Source organism: Streptomyces sp. NPDC018947 (genome assembly GCF_044390505.1).
GTDB lineage: Bacteria > Actinomycetota > Actinomycetes > Streptomycetales > Streptomycetaceae > Streptomyces.
In genome coordinates this window covers 148,231-163,601 of sequence record NZ_JBIRZD010000009.1, presented here as the reverse complement: position 1 = coordinate 163,601, position 15,371 = coordinate 148,231, and the positions used below count along the sequence as shown (strand labels likewise).

The 15,371-nt window shown below is 73.3% G+C and carries 14 protein-coding genes and 1 pseudogene; 10 read left to right on the top strand and 5 right to left on the bottom strand.

All coding sequences use genetic code 11. The features are described from left to right. Nucleotides 1–16: 16 nt before the first annotated feature. Nucleotides 17–589, top strand: coding sequence for an RNA 2',3'-cyclic phosphodiesterase (gene thpR, locus ACH499_RS18890; RefSeq protein WP_399017022.1), 573 nt, complete (start codon nucleotides 17–19; stop codon nucleotides 587–589). 144 nt (nucleotides 590–733) lie between these two features. On the opposite strand, the pseudogene ACH499_RS18885 reads toward thpR, so the two are convergent. Then, a pseudogene (locus ACH499_RS18885) lies at nucleotides 734–1,588 on the bottom strand (aldo/keto reductase); the annotation flags it as partial. An 85-nt stretch (nucleotides 1,589–1,673) separates the two neighbouring features. Between ACH499_RS18885 and ACH499_RS18880 the strand changes: the two are divergent. The 4 genes from ACH499_RS18880 (at nucleotide 1,674) to ACH499_RS18865 (ending at nucleotide 5,049) form a co-directional block, all read left to right on the top strand. Continuing rightward, nucleotides 1,674–3,323, top strand: a complete 1,650-nt coding sequence (locus ACH499_RS18880; protein ID WP_399017020.1) for a recombinase family protein — start codon at nucleotides 1,674–1,676, stop codon at nucleotides 3,321–3,323. A 261-nt stretch (nucleotides 3,324–3,584) separates the two neighbouring features. Further along, entirely contained in the window at nucleotides 3,585–3,707 is a 123-nt protein-coding gene (locus ACH499_RS18875; protein WP_356198826.1) for a hypothetical protein, read from the top strand. Nucleotides 3,708–3,734: 27 nt separating this feature from the next. Beyond that, complete coding sequence (locus ACH499_RS18870; RefSeq protein ID WP_399017018.1) at nucleotides 3,735–4,259, top strand: hypothetical protein; 525 nt, start codon at nucleotides 3,735–3,737, stop codon at nucleotides 4,257–4,259. A gap of 31 nt (nucleotides 4,260–4,290) precedes the next feature. After that, nucleotides 4,291–5,049, top strand: coding sequence for an aminoglycoside adenylyltransferase family protein (locus tag ACH499_RS18865; RefSeq protein ID WP_399017016.1), 759 nt, complete (start codon nucleotides 4,291–4,293; stop codon nucleotides 5,047–5,049). Here the strand turns inward: ACH499_RS18865 and ACH499_RS18860 are convergent. Next, entirely contained in the window at nucleotides 5,034–5,711 is a 678-nt protein-coding gene (locus ACH499_RS18860) for a GDSL-type esterase/lipase family protein (RefSeq protein ID WP_356198822.1), read from the bottom strand. The genes ACH499_RS18865 and ACH499_RS18860 overlap by 16 nt on opposite strands. An 88-nt stretch (nucleotides 5,712–5,799) precedes the next feature. On the opposite strand from ACH499_RS18860, the gene ACH499_RS18855 reads away from it, so the two are divergent. Beyond that, complete coding sequence (locus ACH499_RS18855) at nucleotides 5,800–6,786, top strand: WD40 repeat domain-containing protein (protein WP_399017013.1); 987 nt, start codon at nucleotides 5,800–5,802, stop codon at nucleotides 6,784–6,786. Here ACH499_RS18855 and ACH499_RS18850 read toward each other — a convergent pair. Continuing rightward, complete coding sequence (locus ACH499_RS18850) at nucleotides 6,760–7,551, bottom strand: TetR/AcrR family transcriptional regulator (protein ID WP_399017011.1); 792 nt, start codon at nucleotides 7,549–7,551, stop codon at nucleotides 6,760–6,762. The two genes, ACH499_RS18855 and ACH499_RS18850, sit on opposite strands and share 27 nt — an antisense overlap. A 91-nt stretch (nucleotides 7,552–7,642) precedes the next feature. Here ACH499_RS18850 and ACH499_RS18845 point away from each other — a divergent pair, with 91 nt between their 5' ends. Next, entirely contained in the window at nucleotides 7,643–8,617 is a 975-nt protein-coding gene (locus ACH499_RS18845) for an ATP-binding cassette domain-containing protein (RefSeq protein ID WP_399017009.1), read from the top strand. Next, the gene (locus ACH499_RS18840; protein WP_356198814.1) at nucleotides 8,614–9,435 is read left to right on the top strand and encodes an ABC transporter permease; all 822 of its coding nucleotides are present in this window, start codon (nucleotides 8,614–8,616) and stop codon (nucleotides 9,433–9,435) included. Before ACH499_RS18845 ends, ACH499_RS18840 begins: the two co-directional genes overlap by 4 nt. A gap of 59 nt (nucleotides 9,436–9,494) precedes the next feature. On the opposite strand, the gene serC is transcribed toward ACH499_RS18840, so the two are convergent. Further along, complete coding sequence (gene serC, locus ACH499_RS18835; protein ID WP_356198813.1) at nucleotides 9,495–10,613, bottom strand: phosphoserine transaminase; 1,119 nt, start codon at nucleotides 10,611–10,613, stop codon at nucleotides 9,495–9,497. A gap of 142 nt (nucleotides 10,614–10,755) precedes the next feature. Here serC and ACH499_RS18830 point away from each other — a divergent pair, with 142 nt between their 5' ends. Continuing rightward, nucleotides 10,756–13,641 (top strand): FAD-linked oxidase C-terminal domain-containing protein, encoded by a 2,886-nt coding sequence (locus ACH499_RS18830; RefSeq protein ID WP_399017006.1) that lies wholly within the window; start codon nucleotides 10,756–10,758, stop codon nucleotides 13,639–13,641. A gap of 59 nt (nucleotides 13,642–13,700) precedes the next feature. On the opposite strand, the gene ACH499_RS18825 is transcribed toward ACH499_RS18830, so the two are convergent. Continuing rightward, nucleotides 13,701–14,153, bottom strand: a complete 453-nt coding sequence (locus tag ACH499_RS18825) for an NUDIX domain-containing protein (RefSeq protein ID WP_356198809.1) — start codon at nucleotides 14,151–14,153, stop codon at nucleotides 13,701–13,703. Between the two features lie 196 nt (nucleotides 14,154–14,349). Between ACH499_RS18825 and ACH499_RS18820 the strand changes: the two genes are divergently transcribed. Further along, entirely contained in the window at nucleotides 14,350–15,363 is a 1,014-nt protein-coding gene (locus ACH499_RS18820; RefSeq protein ID WP_399017004.1) for an EamA family transporter, read from the top strand. The last annotated feature ends 8 nt before the right edge of the window (nucleotides 15,364–15,371 follow it).

Sequence of the window (15,371 nt, the reverse complement as noted above, 5' to 3'; positions counted from 1 at the left end):
GGGGAGACTGGGCGGCATGAGACTGTTCGCCGCCGTGCTGCCGCCCGAGGACGTCGTCGCCGCGCTCGCCGCCGAGACGGCCGTGCTGCGGGGGCTGCCCGGGGCCGACCGGCTGCGGTGGACCGGGCGGCCGGGGTGGCACCTCACCCTCGCGTTCTACGGCGAGGTCGACGACGGCCTCGTACCGGAGCTGTCGGCCAGGCTGGAGCGGGCCGCGCACCGCACCGGGCCCTTCGGGCTGGCGCTGCGCGGCGGCGGGCAGTTCGGGCACGGGCGGGCCCTGTGGACCGGGGTGTCCGGGGACGTCCCGGCGCTGCGGGTGCTGGCCGGACGGGCCGAGTCGGCGGCGCGCAGGGCGGGCGTGCCGATGGGGGAGCACCGCCGCTACAAGGCCCACCTGACGCTGGCCCGCGGCCGGGAGGCGTACGACGTGCGGCCGTACGTCGAGGCGCTGGACCGCTTCACCGGCCCCGCCTGGACGGTGACGGACCTGGCGCTGGTGCGCAGCCGGCTGCCGCGGTCCGGGGTGCCGGGCGAGCAGCCCCGTTACGAGACGGTCGCCCGCAGCCCGCTCGGCGCGTCCGGTTAGGCTCGGGGCGTGGACCCGAAGACCCGTAACCGGATCATGGCCGGTGTGCTCGTGCTGATGCTCGTGGTGGTGGCGGTGGCGGCGGCGCTCGGTTAGCCCGAGGCCGCCGGCCACCGCACCCGCCTGTTCACGGCCCCGTGCGCCTCACCAGGCGAAGGCCTCCGGGGAGGGCCCCGGCCCCGGGAAGATCTCGTCCAGCCCGGCCAGCAGTTCCCCGGACAGTTCCAGCTCCACCGCGCGCAGCGCCGACGCGAGCTGCTCCGCGGTGCGCGGGCCGACGATCGGTCCGGTCACGCCGGGCCGGGTCAGCAGCCAGGCCAGCGCGGCCTCGCCCGGTTCGACGCCGTGCTGGTCGAGCAGGTCCTCGTAGGCCTGGATCCGCGCGCGCTTCGCGGGGTCGGCCAGGGCGTCGGCCGCCCGCCCCGAGGCCCGGCGCCCGCCCCGCGCCTCCTTCCTGATGACGCCGCCCAGCAGCCCGCCGTACAGCGGCGACCAGGGGATGACGCCGAGGCCGTACTCCCGGGCGGCCGGGATCACCTCCATCTCGGCGCGGCGCTCGGCCAGGTTGTAGAGGCACTGCTCGCTGACCAGCCCGATGGTGCCGCCGCGCCGGGCGGCGGTCTCGTTGGCCTGGGCGATCTTGTAGCCGGGGAAGTTCGAGGACCCGGCGTACAGCACCTTGCCCTGCTGGACCAGGACGTCGATCGCCTGCCAGATCTCGTCGAAGCCGGTGGCGCGGTCGACGTGGTGGAACTGGTACAGGTCGATGCGGTCCGTGCGCAGCCGCTTCAGGCTGGCGTCGACGGACCGCCGGATGTTCACGGCGGACAGCTTGTCGTGGTTGGGCCACGCCTCGCCGTCGGCGCCCATGTTGCCGTACACCTTGGTGGCGACGACGACCTTGTCGCGCCGGCCGCCGCCCTGGGCGAACCAGTTGCCGATGATCTCCTCGGTGCGGCCCTTGTTCTCGCCCCAGCCGTACACGTTGGCGGTGTCGAAAGATCAATTTTGCCGCCATGATCCGAACTACATACCGTCACCCCTTGTGCATGATGCGTGCTGCAGGGGAGTGGGGAGAACGAGCATGGCGAGAGTTCTGGGTGTGGTTCGTCTGTCGAGGGTGTCGGACGAGACCACATCGCCGGAGCGTCAGCGTCGGTCCATCCAGCGATGGGCCGACCAGGAGGGGCACGTCGTCGTGGGATGGGTCGAGGACATCGACGTGTCCGGCGGGGTAGAGCCGTGGAAGCGCCCGGAGTTCGGTAAGTGGCTGCCTTCGACCATCGGCAAGGAGGTCAGCGCGATCGAGCACAGGATCGCGATGGAGGAGTCGCGCGCCGATGAGTACGACATCCTCTGCGCGGTGAAGATCGACCGCCTCTCGCGGCGCGTGCTGCACGTGCACACCCTCCTGGAGTGGTGTGAGAAGAACGGCAAGGAGGTAGCCACCGTCGAGGACGGGATCAACCTGAACACGCAGATGGGAAAGCTCCTCCTGAGCCTGATCGCGTCCTTCGCGGAGGGGGAGCTCGAAGCCATCAAGGCGCGGGCCAAGTCGTCCTACAACCACCTGGTGAAGGAGGGACGCTGGCGCGGTGGCCGCACTCCGTATGGGTACCGCGAGGAGAAGCAGGAGACCGGCGAGGGGTGGAAGCTGGTGCCGGACGACTACGGAACGGACACGGCCGGGACGCTTCGCGAGATCGTTCGCCGTCTCATCGAAGGTGAGTCGGCGAACAGCATCGCGCAGTGGCTCAACGAGGACCCGTCCAAGACCCCGACGTCCCTGGACGCCCAGATGATCCGGAGCGGCAAGACCCCGAAGGGGAGCCGCTGGACCGCCGCGAACACGTCCAAGGTCGTGCGCTCCCGCTGTGTCCTGGGGCAGATGGAAGTGACTGAGGAAGTGATGGTTGACGGGAAGAAGGTGAAGCGGACCCGAGTCGTCCGGGACACTGATGGCCAGCCTCTTCAGCGCGCGGAGCCCTTGATCACGCAGGAGGAGTGGGAGTTGGCCAACAAGAAGCTGGACGAGAACACCAGTCAGCGCAACGGAAACCGCAAGGGCGGCTCACCCCTGCTCCGGGTTGCGTTCTGCACCTGTGGGGAGCCCGCGTATCTCGGCCCCGGCCGTAACTGGCCCTACTACCGCTGTGCCTCGCGGACCACCCACAAGCCGTGCCCGACTGGAAGCAAGGGCATTGCGGCGCACACGCTGGAGGACGCCGTGGAGAAGGCGTTTCTCCTCGCAGCAGGGGACGTCGAAATTGTCCGGAAGGTCTTCCGTCCGGGGGTGGACTACACGCGCGACATCGAGGAAGTGAACCGTGCCCTGTCGGACCTGTGGGAAGACCGCGAGGCGGGCCTCTACTCCAGCGAGTTGGGCAAGCAGGAGTACCGCGAGACGTACAAGCGGCTGGACGCGCGACGCGAGCAACTCATCGCCCAGCCCACACGACCGGACACCTGGGAGGAGATCCCCACGGGAGAGACCTACCGGGAGCGGTGGAGCAAGCTGTCGACCCAGCACGAGAAGGGCAAGGAGCTCCGTGCCGCAGGGGCCAAGGCTGTCATCCACGCAGAGCCGGTCCGGGGGATGACGGCCGCGCAGGCCATGTCCGTGGACGGCCATGACGGCATGTGGCAGCACTCCGTCGGACGGGTTCAGGTTCTGATCCCGATGGACTTCAAGCAGCGCGTACGCAACATGGCAGCGATTCGCAGCGAAGACTGACGAAGCCGAAGGGCGAGAGGAACCGAGGGGGCCCCGAAGGCAGGGTCCTCTCGGCCTTCGTAGGATGCCCGGCAGGTCGTCGCCGTCGCTCCCGACCGCACGAGACCGAGTCCGGGCATCACGCCCTGGGCGCCACCTGTGATGAGAGACCGCGCCGTCCGGCGCCGGTTCCCCCCGCGAAGAAAGGGTGGCACATGTCCCGCCGTCCGGCGGGGGTTACCGGCGCATTCGTGCACCTCACAGGAAGGGGCCCGACAAACCGTGGGAGCCATCACCTTCAAGGGGCGCAAGCTCCACGAGATCGAGCACGTTCCTTACGAGCAGGCGTTCCTCATTGGCGACCTGCTCACGAGCAACATCACCATGCTCGCCGGCGAGCCCTAGGCCGGGAAGACGAACTTCGCCGCTGGGATGTCCGCCGCCCTCCTGAACGGAGCCGACGAATTCCTCGGTCTCCCCGTGCTGCGCCTCTGCCGCCACATCGTCTTCGGCCTCACGGACGACGGCGCCGAGGGGGAACTCCGCGAGCGGCTGCACGGCGCAGTCCCGAGGGACTCCGTCACCGTCTTCCCCGTCGAGGACACCAGCCAGCCCGGCTACTGGCAGGGCGTCCACGACGACCTCCTGACGCTGGGCGCCGACATCTTCGTCCTCGACAACGTGCCGGGCGCCCTCGGTGACGGTGAGGACGTCGCCTCCTCCGTCACGGCCCGGAACACCATCGACAAGCTCAAGCCGATCAGCAAGTCCGGCATCCCCGTGCTCGCGGTGACGCACACGCCGAAGGGTAACGGCGAGGGGCTCACCAGACTCTGCGGTCGGGCAAAGACCCCTCCGGGGGTCATACCCCTGCGTCCGAGCTGCGTGTACTCCATGCTCCCCAAGCCAACGGCCTGGAGCGCGCTCCAGGCAAGCGGTCGGCGCGGTACAACGTAGGTACGGACGGCCTGGACGGGGGAGGGCGCACATGCGGGAGCGGGACCGGACCGACCACCTCGTGGCGCTGGTGCTGCGCCGGCTCGGGGACGGCGTGCTCGGTGTCTGCGCGCACGGCTCCGCCACCCTGGGCGGCCTGCGCCCGCACAGCGACCTGGACCTCCTCGTCGTCGTGCGCCGCCGCACGACGCACGCGCAACGCGCGCTGCTCACCCGGGAGCTGCTGGAGGTCTCCGGCGGCGAGGGGCGTCGGCCCGTCGAACTGACCGTGGTCGTGCGGGACGACGTGCGGCCCTGGCGCTACCCGCCCCGGCGCGAGTACCAGTACGGCGAGTGGCTGCGCGAGGAGTACGCGCGCGGCGCCGTCCCGGAGCCGGAGGACGACCCCGACCTCGCTCCGCTGCTGACGATGGCGCTGCGCGCCGACGCCCCGCTGTACGGCCCGCCGCCCGCCGAGCTGCTCGACCCGGTCCCGCACGAGGACCTGCGGCGGGCGATCGCCGCCGGGGTGCCGGGGCTGATGGCGGAGCTGGGGACCGATACCCGCAACGTGCTGCTCACCCTCGCCCGGATCTGGAGCACGCTCGTCACCGGGGACATCCGCGCGAAGGACGCGGCGGCCGACTGGGCGCTGCCCCGGCTGCCGGCCGCGCACCGGCCGGCCCTGGCCCACGCCCGCGCCGTCCACCTGGGGTGCGAGGAGGAGTCCTGGGCCGGTCTGCGGGACGCCGCGGGGGCGTGCGCCGCGTGGCTGGGCGGGGAGATCCGCGGGGCCTACGCGGCGGAGTAGGGACCGCCCAGTCCCCAGTCCTCGTACAGCGCGTCGGCGAACGCGCCCGCGATCCTGTGCTCGCCGTCGGCGTTGGGGTGGGTGCCGTCGTAGGTGTCGGTGTGGAAGTCGTACGCCTCGGGCGGCGGGACGAGCAGGAGCGGGGAGCGGGGTGTGTCCAGGTCGGTGACCGTCTTGGCCAGCAGGTCGTTGAAGCGGTGGACCTGGTCGGCGAAGGACGCGTCGGCCTCCACCCGGATGTTCGTGACCACCGGCATGACGGCCGTGCGCACGCGCGGGTTCGCCGCCCGGGCCCCGGCCACGAAGGCGCGCACGTTGTCCGCGGTCTGCTCCGGGTTCGTGTAGAAGCCCAGGTCGATCAGGCCGAGGGAGACCAGCAGCACGTCCGCGCGGTGGGCGCGCACCGCCTCCTCGATCAGCGGGGCCATGTGGTGCCAGCCCTCGCCCCAGCCGGCCAGGTGCCCGCGGGGGAAGTCCGGATCGGCGTAGCCGTGCGAGGTGGGCGCGTCGGTGGTGCGGTCGTGCAGGGCCTCGCGCGGGCCGACGAGGGTGAAGGGGCCGCCGTACGTCGCGCACAGGTGCTGCCACAGCCGGTAGCGCCAGGTGTGCTCGCCCGCGCTCCCGATCGTCATCGAGTCACCTACGGGCATGATCCTGAGCATCCGCTCATCATGGACGATGTGCCTGGTCCACGCGATGTGAGACCGGCCACCCGGCGTGAACGGCCGCCGGGGATGGCAGTCTTGGCCCATGCGCCGACCCTTCGCCCTCCTCGCCTCGGCCCTTCTCGTGGGCGCGTTCGCCTCGCCCGCCCTCGCGGACGGGGACGAGGGGATCCCCGGGTCCGACGGCTTCACGATCAAGGACCCGCGCATCACCGAGTCCAGCGGCCTGGCCGCCTCCCGCCTGCACCCCGGCGTCTACTGGACGCACAACGACCAGGACACCGGCCCCTACCTGTACGCCGTGGACGGTGCCACCGGTGAGACGGTCGCCCGGATCACCCTGTCCGGCGTCGGCACCCCCCGGGACGTCGAGGCGATCGCCGTCGGCCCCGGCAACCGGCTCTTCGTCGGCGACATCGGCGACAACCTCGGTGGCACCTGGCCCTACGTGTGGATCTACGAGCTGCCCGAGCCGGCGGAGCTGAGGGACCGGACCGTCAAGGCCACCCAGTACGTGGTGAAGTACGCGGACGGCGCGCGGGACGCCGAGTCGATGGTCGTGCACCCGAAGACCGGGCGCGTCTACCTCATCGACAAGAACGAGGACGGCGGGCACCTCTACGAGGGCCCCGCGAAGCTGTCCGCCTCCGGCACCAACGTCTTCCGGCCGACCGTCCCGGTCGACCTGTGGGCCACCGACGCCGCGTTCTCCCCGGACGGCGAACACCTCGCCGTGCGCGGCTACCTGGGCGGCATCTGGTACGCCTGGAACGGCGGGAAGATCCAGCGCAAGGGGCGGATCAGCGTGCCGCTGGGCCAGGGCGAGTCCGCCACCTACACCGCCGACGGCAGGAAGCTGCTGCTCGGGATGGAGGGCGCCGGCAGCCCGGTGCGGGCGCAGGACGCGCCGGGGGGAGGCGGGGGTCCGGGGTCGTCGTCCTCCACCGGCGGCACCGCGGGAGCCTCCGGCGGCCGGGAGGGCGGCCGGGACCCGCTGAAGGTCGGCGCGGTGGGCCTGGTCGTCGTCTGCGCCGCCCTGTTCGGGCTACGCAGGCTCTTCCGGCGGCGCTGACCCGTCCCGCGCGCCGCCCCGCGCGGCGACCAGCACTTCCAGGCCGTCCAGGATGCGCTGGAGCCCGAACTCGAAGTGGTCGAAGCCGGTGCTGAACGTGTCCTCGGACAGGGCGGCCAGCACGGGGTAGCGCCCGCTGGTCATGGCCCGCTCCAGGGCGGGCCGCTGCGCCTCCCAGAACTGGGCGTCCGTCAGCCCCGAGGTCCGCTCGGCCTGTTCCTGGTAGAGCTGCGTGCGCGCGGCGCCGACGACGTACCCGTCGATCATGATGATCGCCGACAGCAGCTCGGGGTCGGCCAGGCCCATCGGCTTGATCCGGACGAGCACCTTCTCCATGCCCTCCAGCGCGGACGGGCCGAGGACCGGGCGGGACTGGTTGACCTCCAGCAGCCAGGGGTGGCGGCGGTAGAGGGCGAGGGTGGCGTGCCCCAGGGCGTGGAGGGCCGAGCGCCAGTCGCCGTCGCCGGGGCCGGCGGGGTCCTCGGACGGGCGCTGGACGCGGTCCAGCATCAGGTCGAGCAGCTCCGCCTTGCCGGGGACGTAGCGGTACAGCGACATGGCGCCGGTGCCCAGTTCGGTGGCGAGCCGGCGCATCGAGACCGCGCCGAGCCCCTCACGGTCCGCGACCTCGACGGCCGCCTCCACGATCCGCTCCAGCGTCAGACCCGGCTTGGGTCCCCGGCTGGGCCGCCGGCCGGTGTCCCACAACAGTTCGAGGGTGCGGGCGATGTCGCCGCTGCCGCTGGTCTCCGTACCGCTTGCCATGCGGGCAGTTTAATTCCGCCCCGAAAAACTGAGTACGCTGTACGCGCAATCGAGTACGGTGTACTCAGTTATGGAGCGAAAGGGGGACCCCATGAGCGACGGGTATGCGGTGCGGGCCGAGGGCCTGCGGAAGCGGTACGGGGACGCGTACGCCCTCGACGGTTTCGACCTGACCGTCCGTGAGGGAACGGTGCACGGCCTGCTCGGGCCGAACGGTGCCGGGAAGACCACCGCCGTGCGCATCCTGTCCACGCTGATCCGGCTGGACGGCGGCCGGGCCGAGGTGGCCGGCCTGGACGTCGCCCGGCGGCCGCGCGAGGTGCGGGCCCGGATCGGGCTGACCGGGCAGTACGCGGCCGTGGACGAGGTGCTCACCGGGCGGCAGAACCTGGAGATGTTCGGACGCCTGTTCCACCTCGGCGGCCGACGGGCCCGGGCGCGCGCCGTCGAGCTGCTGGAGCGGTTCGGCCTGACCGACGCCGCCGACCGGGGGGCGGGGACGTACAGCGGCGGAATGCGGCGCCGCCTCGACCTCGCCGCGTCGATGATCCTCGCCCCGGCCGTGCTCTTCCTGGACGAGCCCACCACGGGCCTCGACCCGCGCAGCCGCGGCGAGGTCTGGGACGCGGTGCGGGCGCTGGTGGCGGACGGCACGACCGTGCTGCTGACCACGCAGTACCTGGAGGAGGCCGACAGGCTGGCCTCCCGGATCACCGTCGTCGACCGGGGCCGGTCCATCGCCGACGACACCCCGGACGGACTGAAGAACCGGGTCGGCGGCGACCGGGTCGAGGTCGTGGTCTCCGAGCGGGCCGAGCTGCCGAGGGTGGTCGAGGCCGTCGCCCGGGTCTGCGAGGGCGAGCCCGAGGCCGACGAGGAGGCGCTGCGGGTGCACGCCCCGGTCACCGACCGGGTGTCCGCGCTGACCGAGGTCGCGCGCACCCTCCGGGACGAGGGCGTCGGCGTGGAGGACATCGGGCTGCGCAGGCCGAGCCTGGACGACGTGTTCCTGCGCCTGACCGGCCACCGCACGGACGTCCCGCAGTGGAAGGAGGCCGTCGCGTGAGCGCCGCCGGCCCGACCGCACCGGCCGCCCGCGGCCGTGTCCACTGGGCGCTGGCCGACTGCGGCAACATCGTCCGCCGCGGCCTGACCCACTACCGGCGCCAGCCCGTCAGCATCGCCTGGCAGCTCGGCTTCCCGATCCTGTCCGTCCTCCTGTACGGCTATGTCTTCGGCAGCGCGATGGCGGTGCCCGGCGGCGGGGACTACAAGGACTTCCTGATGCCCGGCATGTTCACGATGACCATGGCGTTCGGCTTCATCAACACCGCGACCGTCGTCGTCCACGACTCCACCCGGGGCGTCATCGACCGGTTCCGCTCCATGCCGATGGCCTCCTCCGCCGTGGTGGCCGGGCGCGGCGTCACCGACCTCGTGGTCGCCTGCGCCGAGCTGGCGATCATGATGCTGACCGCGACGGCCATGGGCTGGCGGCCGGACGGCGGCTGGGGCTTCCTGGCCGGGTTCGGGCTGCTGCTGTGGCTGCGGTTCGCGCTGATCTGGACCGGCGTGTGGCTCGGGCTGCTGGTCCCCGACCCGGAGGCGGCGGGCGGCCTGTTCGCGGTGGCCTTCCCGCTGACGATGATCTCCAGCATCTTCGTGGCCCCCCAGCTCATGCCCGACTGGCTGGGCTGGGTGGCGGCCTGGAACCCGGTCTCGTCCACGGCGGCGGCCGCCCGCGACCTGTTCGGCACGCCGGTCGGCGGCGGCGACTCGTGGGTCGAGCAGCACGCGCTGCTGATGGCGGGCGTGTGGCCGCTCGTGCTGACGGCGGTGTTCCTGCCGCTCGCGGTACGGCGCTTCCAGCGGCTCGGCCGGTAGCCGCACGGCGAGAAGGGGCGCCCGGTGCCGGCCGGGCGCCCCTCACGTGTCGTGTGCCGCTACAGCTTCTCGATCACGTAGTCGACGCACTTCGTCAGCGCCTCGACGTCGGCCGGGTCGATCGCCGGGAACATGGCGATGCGGAGCTGGTTGCGGCCGAGCTTGCGGTACGGCTCGGTGTCGACGATGCCGTTGGCGCGCAGCACCTTGGCGACGGCGGCCGCGTCCACCTCGTCGGTGAAGTCGATCGTGCCGATGACCTGCGAGCGCTTGGCCGGGTCGGCGACGAACGGGTTGGCGAACTTCACGTCCTCGGCCCAGCCGTACAGCGTGCGCGCGGAGGCCGCGGTGCGGCGGACGGCGAAGTCCAGGCCGCCCTGGCCGTTCATCCAGTCGAGCTGCTCGCCCAGGAGGAACAGCGTGGCGAGGGCCGGGGTGTTGTACGTCTGGTTCTTGCGGGAGTTGTCGATCGCCGTGGGCAGCGAGAAGAACTCCGGGACGTGCCGGCCGGACGCGTGGATCCGCTCGGCGCGCTCGATCGCGGCGGGGGAGAACACGCCGATCCACAGGCCGCCGTCGGAGGCGAAGGACTTCTGCGGGGCGAAGTAGTAGACGTCGGTCTCGGCGATGTCGACGGGCAGACCGCCCGCGCCCGAGGTGGCGTCGACCAGCACGAGGGCGTTCTCGTCGGCGCCGGCCACGCGCGCGATGGGCATGGCGACACCGGTCGAGGTCTCGTTGTGCGTGAACGCGTACACGTCCACGCCGGCCTCGGCGTGCGCCTCGGGGTGGGTGCCCGGTTCGGCGGAGACGATCGTCGGCTCGGCCAGCCAGGGGGCCAGCTTGGCCGCCTTGGCGAACTTGGAGGAGAACTCGCCGAAGCTGAGGTGCTGCGACTTGTTCTCGATCAGGCCGTGCGTCGCCACGTCCCAGAACGCGGTGGAGCCGCCGTTGCCGAGGATCACCTCGTACCCGTCGGGGAGGCGGAACAGCTCGCGGATGCCCTCGCGGACCCTGCCGACGAGGTTCTTGACGGGAGCCTGGCGGTGGGAGGTGCCGAGCAGGGACGTACCGGTGGCGGCCAGGGCGTCCAGCGCCTCCACCCGCACCTTGGAGGGACCCGCGCCGAATCGACCGTCCGCGGGCTTGATGTCAGCAGGAATCTGGATCTCAGCCACGGCCGGAGGCTACCCCGTCGGCGGAAGCGGAAGCGGACATGTCCGTCCGATGAGACGAGATCTCCGCCCACCGGACCTGTGCGGACCTACCATCCCGGAGGCCGCGGCCGTCACTGTCCGTGGCCGGATGCATCCTGGACGCATGAGCGATCTGGAGCAGGCACTGCGCGCGGCCGTCCGGGGCGAGGTCGCGTTCGACGTCACCTCGCGGGCGCTGACGACCATGGACGCGTCCAACTACCGGCGTGTCCCGCTCGGCGTGGTGGCCCCGCGGGACGCCGACGACGTGGCGGCCGTCCTGGAGGTGTGCCGGACCCGCGGCGTGCCGGTCGTGCCGCGCGGCGGGGGCACGTCGATCGCGGGGCAGGCGACCGGCACGGGCGTCGTCCTGGACTTCACCCGGCACATGAACCGGCTGCTGTCCCTCGACCCCGGGGCGCGCACGGCCGTCGTCCAGCCCGGACTGGTCCTCGACCGCCTCCAGGAGGCCGCCGCCCCGCACGGCCTGCGCTTCGGCCCCGACCCGTCCACGCACAGCCGGTGCACGCTCGGCGGGATGATCGGCAACAACGCGTGCGGCTCCCACTCGGTGGCGTGGGGCACGACGGCGGACAACGTGCGCGAGCTGACCGTGCTCACCGCGCGGGGCGATCGGCTGCGCCCCGGACGGGACTGGGCCGGTGCGCCCGAGGGCCTGCGGGCGCTGGTGGAGGGGGACCTGGCGCGGCTGCGCACCGGCTTCCCCGACCTGCCCCGCCGCATCTCCGGGTACGCGCTGGACGCGCTGCTGCCGGAGCGGGGCGCGGACGTGGCCCGCTCCTTCTGCGGTTCGGAGGGCACGCTGGGCGTGCTGACCGAGGCCGTGGTCCGGCTCGTCGAGGCGCCCCGGGCCCGGGCGCTCGCGGTGCTGGGCTACGCCGACGAGACCGCGGCGGCCGAGGCGGCGGCCGGTCTGCTGCCGCTCGGCCCGCTGACGGTGGAGGGCATGGCGGTGGACCTGGTGCCGTCGGCGCGGGAGCTGCCCCGGGGCGCGGCCTGGCTGTTCGTGGAGACGGGCGGAGCGTCCCCGCGGGAGGCACGCGCACGGGCGGACGCGGTGGTCCGGGCGGCGGACGTCGTCGACGCGCTGGTGGTCACCGACCCGGCCGGGCAGCGGGCCCTGTGGCGGATCCGGGAGGACGCGAGCGGCACGGCGACGCGGATGCCCGGGGGCACCTCCCGGACGGAGTCCGGGGGAAGCTCGGAGGCGTGGCCCGGCTGGGAGGACTGCGCGGTGCCGCCGGCACGGCTCGGCGCGTACCTGCGGGACTTCCGGGCGCTGCTCGCCTCCCACGGCCTGCGCGGCACGCCCTACGGACACTTCGGCGACGGCTGCATCCACGTCCGTATCGACTTCGACCTGCTGAGCGGGCCGGGCGTGGCCCGGTTCCGGCGCTTCTCCGAGGAACTGGCCGGCCTCGTCGTCGCGCACGGAGGCTCCCTGTCCGGGGAGCACGGGGACGGACAGGCACGGGCGGAGCTGCTGCCGCGCATGTACGGCGAGGAGACGGTGGCCCTCTTCGAGCGGGCCAAGGGCGTCTGGGACCCGGACGACCTCCTCAACCCGGGCATGCTGGTCCGTCCGGCGCCGCTGGACGCGAACCTGCGCTTCGCCGTCCTGCCGCGCGGGCCGGTGGACGTCGAGTTCGGCTACCGGGAGGACGGGGGCGACTTCCGGGCGGCGGTGCGCCGCTGCGTGGGCGTCGCCAAGTGCCGTACGGCACCGGCGGCGGGCGCGTCGGTGATGTGCCCGTCGTTCCGGGCGACCGGCGAGGAGGAGCACTCCACGCGCGGGCGTGCCCGGCTGCTGCACGAGATGCTCGCCGGCGAGCTGGTGACCGACGGCTGGCGGTCGGCGGAGGTACGGGACGCCCTGGACCTGTGCCTGTCCTGCAAGGGCTGCCGCTCGGACTGCCCGGTGGGGGTCGACATGGCCACGTACAAGGCGGAGTTCCTGCACCACCACTACGCCGGGCGCCGCCGTCCCGCCGCCCACTACGTCATGGGGTGGCTGCCGGTGTGGCTGCGCTGGGCGGCGCGCACCCGGACGGCGCCGGTCGTCAACGGGCTCGCCGCGGTACGGCCGTTGGCCGCCGTCGCCAAACGCCTGGGCGGCATCGCGGCCGAACGGGAGATGCCGCGGCTGGCGCGGGAGACGTTCGGCGGATGGTGGCGCCGGCGCGGCCGGGCCGCGCCGGGCGGCTCCGGCGAGCTGGTCGTCCTGTGGCCCGACACGTTCACCGAGCACCTGTCGCCGTCGGTCGGCCGGGCGGCCGTACGGGTGCTGGAGGCGGCGGGACTGCGGGTGGCGCTGCCGCCGACCCTGCGGTCGGGGGCCGTCGGGGACGGCGCGACGAGGTCGGCGGCCGCCCTGCTCACCGCCCGCCGGGGCCGCGTCTGCTGCGGCCTGACGTACGTCTCCACCGGCCAACTGGACCGCGCCCGCGCGGTGATGCGGCGCACCCTGGACCTGATGGCCCCGGTGCTGGAGACGTCCGCGCCGGTCGTCGTCCTGGAACCGAGCTGCGCCGCCGCCCTGCGCACCGACCTGCCCGAGCTGCTGCACGACGACCCGCGCGCCGCCGCACTCGCCGCCCGGGTGGTGACCTTCGCCGAGGTCCTGGAGCGCCACGCCCCCGACTGGACGCCGCCCGCGGTGAACCGCCCGGTCACCGGTCAGACCCACTGCCACCAGCACGCGGTCCTCGGCGACGCGGCCGACCGCCGTCTGCGCGCCGCCGCCGGCCTCACCGGCGAGCCGGCCGGCGGCTGCTGCGGCCTCGCGGGCGACTTCGGCTTCGCGGCCGGCCACTACGAGGTCTCGGTGGCCTGCGCGGAGGGCCGGCTCCTGCCGGCGGTGCGCGAGGCGCCACCGGAGGCGGTGGTCCTGGCCGACGGCTTCTCGTGCCGCACCCAGCTCGAACAGCTCGCGGGGGTACGGGGACGGCATCTGGCGGAGGTGCTGGCCGAGGGGCTGGGCGAGGAGTGACGGGCCCTGCGGCCCCGGGCGCCCTCACGGGCGCCGGAACCGGACCCCGGCACCGTCCTTCACGGCGTCGTCCCGCCCCGCACCAGCGGACGGCACACCGGCTGGACGTCCTCGGGGAGGTCGTCGGGGCGGCACCAGCGCGCCTCCAGGATCTCGAAGGGGTCGAGACGCAGCTCGCCGCCCCGCAGTCGGGCCTCGTACGCCACCTCCAGGCGGGTGCGGAAACCGCTGTTCAGCATGACCAGGCGGCCGGCCTCCACGTCGAGGCCGGTCTCCTCCTTGACCTCGCGGACCACGGTCTGCCGGAAGTCCTCGCCCTTGTGCGCGAAGCCGCTCGGCAGACCCCACTGGCGCCCCGGCGGCCACATCCGGTGCTTCAGCAGCAGGACGCGTCCCTCGTCGTCGCGGACGACGCCGGTCACACCGACGACGAACTTGGCGTTCACGAGCCACATGACGCGGCTCTGCAGCGGGCGCAACAGGCGCCAGAGGCGGGCGAGGAGTCGTCTCACGCCGCGGACGCTACCTCCTCGGCGAACCACCCCGTGCGGCGAGCCCCCGCCCGCCTGGCGGACGTCCGTTGACAGCCGCGCACCCGGCCGACGACAGTTGCGTGACAGGGCTACGCGCCTGACGCAGTCCACTACCCTGGACTGTGCCGTACACCACGATGAACGACATCGACCCGCAAACCGTCCCGGAGCCCTCGTGAGCACCTCCAGCGCCACCCCCGGCACTCCCGGCACCCCGTCCCCGGCCGCCGCTTCCCCCTCCGCCCCCACGGCGGGCCCCGCGGCGGCGACGGCCGCCAGCCACGCTCCCGCGCCGGGCGGCCGCCGGGGTTCCCTCGGCCCGGTCGGGCTGGTCCTCGCGGGGGGCCTGTCCGTGCAGTTCGGTGCCGCGCTGGCGGTGAGCCTGATGCCGCGGGCCGGGGCGCTCGGCGTGGTGACGCTGCGGCTGGCCGTCGCCGCCGTCGTGCTGCTCGTCGTCTGCCGGCCCCGGCTGCGCGGCCACTCCCGCGCCGACTGGGGCACGGTCGTCGTCTTCGGCCTCGCCATGGCCGGGATGAACGGGCTGTTCTACCAGGCCGTCGACCGCATCCCCCTCGGCCCCGCCGTCACCCTGGAGGTGCTCGGGCCGCTCGCGCTGTCCGTCTTCGCCTCCCGGCGCCTGGTCAACCTGGTGTGGGCCGGGCTCGCCCTGGCCGGCGTCTTCCTGCTCGGCGGCGGCGGCTTCGAGAGCCTCGACGCGGCCGGTGCCGCGTTCGCGCTCGGGGCGGGCGCCATGTGGGCGGCGTACATCGTGTTCAGCGCGCGTACCGGCCGGCGCTTCCCGCAGGCCGACGGGCTGGCCCTCGCCATGGCGGTCGGCGCGCTGCTGTTCCTGCCGCTGGGCATCGCCGAGTCGGGGGCGAAGCTGCTCGACCCGCTGACGCTCGCGCTGGGCGCCGGGGTCGCGCTGCTGTCCTCCGTGCTGCCCTACACCCTCGAACTCCTCGCCCTGCGCCGCCTGCCCGCCCCCACCTTCGCCATCCTGATGAGCCTGGAGCCCGCCATCGCCGCGACGGCCGGCTTCCTCATCCTCGACCAGTCCCTGTCCGCCCCCCAGGCCGGCGCCATCGCCCTGGTCATCGCGGCCAGCATGGGCGCCGTGCGCACCCAGGTGGGCCGGGGCCGCGGGGCGAAGCGGCCACTGCCGGGGCCGGGAGCCGACGGGCGGTAACGGGATCC